The organism is Capnocytophaga sp. oral taxon 329 str. F0087 (assembly GCF_000213295.2).
GTDB lineage: Bacteria > Bacteroidota > Bacteroidia > Flavobacteriales > Flavobacteriaceae > Capnocytophaga > Capnocytophaga leadbetteri_A.
The window spans coordinates 1-4,531 of sequence record NZ_KN390002.1; the positions used below are offsets into that span (position 1 = coordinate 1).

Here is a 4,531-nt window from a genome sequence, read left to right on the forward strand (position 1 = left end):
AAAATAATTCCACATTTTTTACTCTTCAAGTGCTATTTCTCGCTGCAATGTCCATACCTCTACTTCTTGTATCTTGCGGTAGTCCGTTTGCCGAAAAGCGTGTCGGGTATAGAAATGCACATTCATAGCCGTATTGGTCACCAAGCGCAGTTGGGTAGCCCCGCGTTGGGCTATAAAAGGCACTATACCTTGGTCTATAAACCTACCGCCTACCTTTTTGCTTTGCCATTCGGGGCTTACCACCAAACTCTCTAAGTACCACGTCCCTTCAGGTGCATTGTTTTTCGCCTGCTCGCTGCTTTGGTCAAGAAAAGGCAAAAAATGCTTCGTAGGTTTCGCGTATTGCCATAGGGCAAAAGCACCCGAGCGCAAGTAGTCCCATAAGCCGATGTGAGTTTTACCCAAATGCTGCATCACAGCCGCCGCTACGGGGGTACCTTCGTGCTCAGCCAGCAAGCAGTACCCTTTGCGAATATTGCTCATCGCCTGTACGTAGTGCAGTTTGTTCAGATAATCGATATACTGACTATCCGAAAAGAAAAACCGATTTAGCACAGCGCGATACATATTATAATTGGCAAACGCATCGGTAAGGAGGTGGGCTACACATCTGGCATCAGCAGCCGTAGCCTGTCTGAAATGTAATTGCATAAATAATTGTTTTTTACCTCAATAGAGGGGCAAATATACAAAACTTTACTGAAACTTCAAAAAAAATTACACTCCCAAAAAACATCAATACACTAATTATTAATAAGTTAGCTTTTTTACTTAAATTTTTTCTTAAAAAAATACGCTTAAAAATTTGGAGATTAAAAAAATAGCTGTACCTTTGCACCGCAAAAATGCAAAAAGATTGGTCTATGGTGTAATGGTAACACAGCAGATTTTGGTTCTGTTATTCTAGGTTCGAGTCCTAGTAGACCAACGAAAAAAGCTCTTCAGGTTCAAACTTGAAGAGCTTTTTTTATGTCTAACAGCGCAAAGCTGCCTACTACTAAAAAAATTAACTTTCTAAACTACAAACTTCTCCTTTTGCTATAGATTCTGAACTGTAGAAATAAACTTTCCCCTCTTCTGAAGTTGCCTCTATAAGATATTGTATCCCTTGGAAGTAGTGCTGCTGTACAGTAACCTGCCAGTCAGAGTGGGCACAGATGTGTATCTGATGAGGCTTCAATAGCTTACCTTTATGCCAACTTACCTCGCCAAAGAGCGAAGCAGTGTAATAATCAGTATCTTGCGCATAGACAGTTAGCGTATCGCCAAAATGCAATAACTCCCCGCCTTTCATTATAAGAGTTTTATCAGCAAATGAGAGAGCCTCTTTACCATCGTGGGTAGCCACTACGCAACTAATGCCGCGCTCCTTAAGGTAAGCAAAAAGCGTGCGCTGTAATTCGTTCTTCCTAAAATTATCTACCTGACTAAAAGGCTCATCTAAGAGCAGCAGCTGGGGTTCTTGAGCCAGTGCCATAGCAAGGGCTACGCGTTGTTTTTCTCCCCCACTAAGGTCTAAGGCTTTGCGCTGAACAAAATCCTGCATACCCACTAAACTGAGGAGTTCTGCCACGCGTTCTTTCTTGTAATCAAGGTCGAGGTTCGACACAAATTTACCGACATTTTCAGCCACGGTGTGATAAGGACCTAAGCCAAAGTCTTGGGCTAAATACTTCATCGCAGCATAACCGGGTACTAACTGACGCGAAGGCCCCCACACGCGGTTTTCGCAGAAGTATATACTCCCTTGCACATCTATAAGCCCATAGATAGCTTTCAGCAGCGTACTCTTCCCGCAGCCACTTTCGCCCATCACTGCCAAATGCTCGCCCTGAGGCAGTACAAACGATATATCTTTCAAAATCGACTGCCCGCCATCATAAGCGTATGAAATATGATCAAGTTTTAGCATTAATTATTTTTCAATTTTACATCCAATAGCTTTAGTATGATATATAAGTATGATATTAGTATGATATACAATTATGATATTCGTGTATATTGACCGTCCCATCTCCCCCTTTGAAGGGGGCTGGGGGGATGTTCATATAAAGGGGGGATGTTTATATAAGAGGATGTTTTATATACTGATGTTTATATAAAGGGGGGGGATGTTATTAATAAGCACTCTTAAACTGCTCTAAGAAGCGCAAATCATTTTCGTAAAACATACGTATATCACCCACTTGGTACAGTAACATCGCAATGCGCTCTATTCCCATACCAAAGGCAAAACCACTATAAGTATCGCTATCTATACCGCAGTTTTTCAATACGTTAGGGTCTGTCATTCCGCAGCCCATTATCTCAAGCCAACCGGTACCTTTAGTGATGCGATAATCCACCTCATTGTTCAGCCCCCAATAAATATCCACCTCAGCACTTGGCTCGGTAAAAGGGAAGTATGACGGACGTAAGCGTATGCGCGACTTGCCAAACATCTCTTTGGTGAAGTATAGCAAAGTCTGTTTAAGGTCAGCAAACGATACGTCTTTATCGATATAAAGCCCCTCTACTTGGTGAAAAAGACAGTGCGAACGCGCCGAGATAGCCTCGTTGCGGAACACCCTCCCTGGCGAAATAGTGCGTATTGGCGGCTGATGCCCTTCCATATAGCGTATTTGCACCGAACTGGTATGCGTTCTAAGCAGTATATCCGGATTCGTTTGTATAAAGAAAGTGTCCTGCATATCCCTAGCTGGGTGATATTCAGGCAAGTTCAGGGCAGTAAAGTTGTGCCAATCATCTTCTATTTCAGGCCCGTCCGACACATCAAAGCCTATGTTAGCAAAGATGGTCAGTATTTCGTTTTTCACTAACGAAATAGGGTGACGCGCCCCTAAGGGAGTAGGATATGCCGGACGGGTAAGGTCTGCATACACCCCTTTGCGCTCCTCTTTTTGCTCCAAAAGGTCGCGTATTTCTTGTATTTTAGTTTCTGTTTTTTGTTTGAGTTCATTAAGTACCTGCCCAAAAGATTTCTTTTCGGCAGCAGGCACTTCTTTAAAAGCAGCAAAAAACTCATTCAGCACCCCTTTTTTGCCGAGGTATTGAATGCGCAATTGCTCAAGTTCTTCTTTAGTCTGAACTTTAAAGTCCTCAATCTTAGCGATATGCTCTTTTATTTTATCAATTATCATAACTGCAATGCAAGTTCTTTTCTTTTTTCTAAATGGCAAAAATACTATAAAAATATGTAAGTACCAAAACTAATTTGCTGATTTGTATATGCGCCACTTTTCTATGCACGCCTGCATATCGGCAGGCAGTTCACTGTCAAAGCGCAGGTACTCACCGCTCACAGGGTGTTCAAAACCCAAGGTCTTGGCGTGCAAGGCTTGGCGCGGCAATACGCTAAAACAGTTGTCTACAAACTGTTTATACTTGGCAAAGGTCGTCCCCTTCAGTATCTTGTCGCCTCCGTAGCGCTCATCGTTAAAGAGCGTATGCCCTATGTGCTTCATATGCACCCGTATCTGGTGGGTGCGCCCTGTTTCTAATCTACACGACACGAGGGTCACATACCCAAAACGCTCCAACACTTTGTAGTGCGTCACCGCCTCTTTGCCGTGCGACCCATCAGGGAAAACATCCATCTGTAGCCTATCTTTCAGATGCCGCCCTATATGCCCGCGCACCGTACCCTCATCAGCTTCCACATTGCCCCACACAAGGGCTATATATTCGCGTTCAGTAGTCTTGTGAAAAAACTGCTGAGTCAGGTGCAGCATAGCCTCTTCGGTCTTAGCGATAACCAGCAGTCCGCTGGTATCTTTATCGATGCGATGCACCAACCCAGGACGGTTACTGCTGTTGTTAGGCAGGTTTTCAAAGTGATAGACCAGCGCATTAATAAGGGTACCGCTATAGTTGCCGTGTCCAGGATGTACTACCATACCCGCCGGCTTGTTTACCACCAGCAGACTATCGTCTTCATACACTATTTGCAGAGGTATATTTTCGGGTATCAACAAATCTTCGTGAGGCGGATGCGCAAAATACACCTTCACCTCATCGTTAGCTTTCACGCGATGATTAGATTTTACCGGCTGACCATTTACGAATATATTCCCTTGTTTAGCCGCCTGTTGCACCTTATTGCGAGTAGCGTTTTCCACGAAGTTCATCAAAAACTTATCCACGCGCAGCGGTTCCTGCCCTTTCCCCGCCTTAAACGAGTAATGCTCATACATCGAGGGACTCCCCTCTTCATCTAACTCGTCTAATTCGTCTATATCATCTATATTTTCTAATTCGTCTATATTTTTCATATTTTTATTTCCAACATCCCCCTATCCCCCTTCAAAAGGGGGAACTCATACCCGAACATCATACTTTGATTTTCGTGTATGCTAACCATCACATCTCCCCGTCTTGCTGACCGTCACGTCTCCCCATCCTGCTAACCGTCATATCTCCCCGTCTTGCTGACCATCACATCTCCCCGTCCTGCTAACCGTCACATCTCCCCCTTTGAAGGAAGTCCGCGAGCTGGCGCAGCGGAGTATGTGCAAAGGGGGGGGATGTTTAT

General features: G+C 44.1%; 4 protein-coding genes and 1 tRNA gene. 1 reads left to right on the top strand and 4 read right to left on the bottom strand.

The window, feature by feature from the left end:
• Positions 1 to 18 precede the first annotated feature (18 nt).
• Positions 19 to 651 (bottom strand): GNAT family N-acetyltransferase, encoded by a 633-nt coding sequence (locus HMPREF9074_RS05660; protein ID WP_009390912.1) that lies wholly within the window; start codon positions 649 to 651, stop codon positions 19 to 21.
• 206 nt (positions 652 to 857) lie between these two features.
• Between HMPREF9074_RS05660 and HMPREF9074_RS05665 the strand changes: the two genes are divergently transcribed.
• Positions 858 to 928, top strand: a tRNA-Gln gene (locus tag HMPREF9074_RS05665).
• Positions 929 to 1,006: 78 nt separating this feature from the next.
• Here the strand turns inward: HMPREF9074_RS05665 and HMPREF9074_RS05670 are convergent.
• From HMPREF9074_RS05670 to HMPREF9074_RS05680, 3 genes are all read right to left on the bottom strand, one after another.
• Positions 1,007 to 1,912, bottom strand: coding sequence for an ABC transporter ATP-binding protein (locus tag HMPREF9074_RS05670; protein WP_009390910.1), 906 nt, complete (start codon positions 1,910 to 1,912; stop codon positions 1,007 to 1,009).
• A gap of 205 nt (positions 1,913 to 2,117) precedes the next feature.
• The gene (pheS, locus tag HMPREF9074_RS05675) at positions 2,118 to 3,140 is read right to left on the bottom strand and encodes a phenylalanine--tRNA ligase subunit alpha (RefSeq protein WP_009390909.1); all 1,023 of its coding nucleotides are present in this window, start codon (positions 3,138 to 3,140) and stop codon (positions 2,118 to 2,120) included.
• Positions 3,141 to 3,209: 69 nt separating this feature from the next.
• Positions 3,210 to 4,271, bottom strand: coding sequence for an RluA family pseudouridine synthase (locus HMPREF9074_RS05680; protein WP_009390908.1), 1,062 nt, complete (start codon positions 4,269 to 4,271; stop codon positions 3,210 to 3,212).
• Between the last annotated feature and the right edge of the window lie 260 nt (positions 4,272 to 4,531).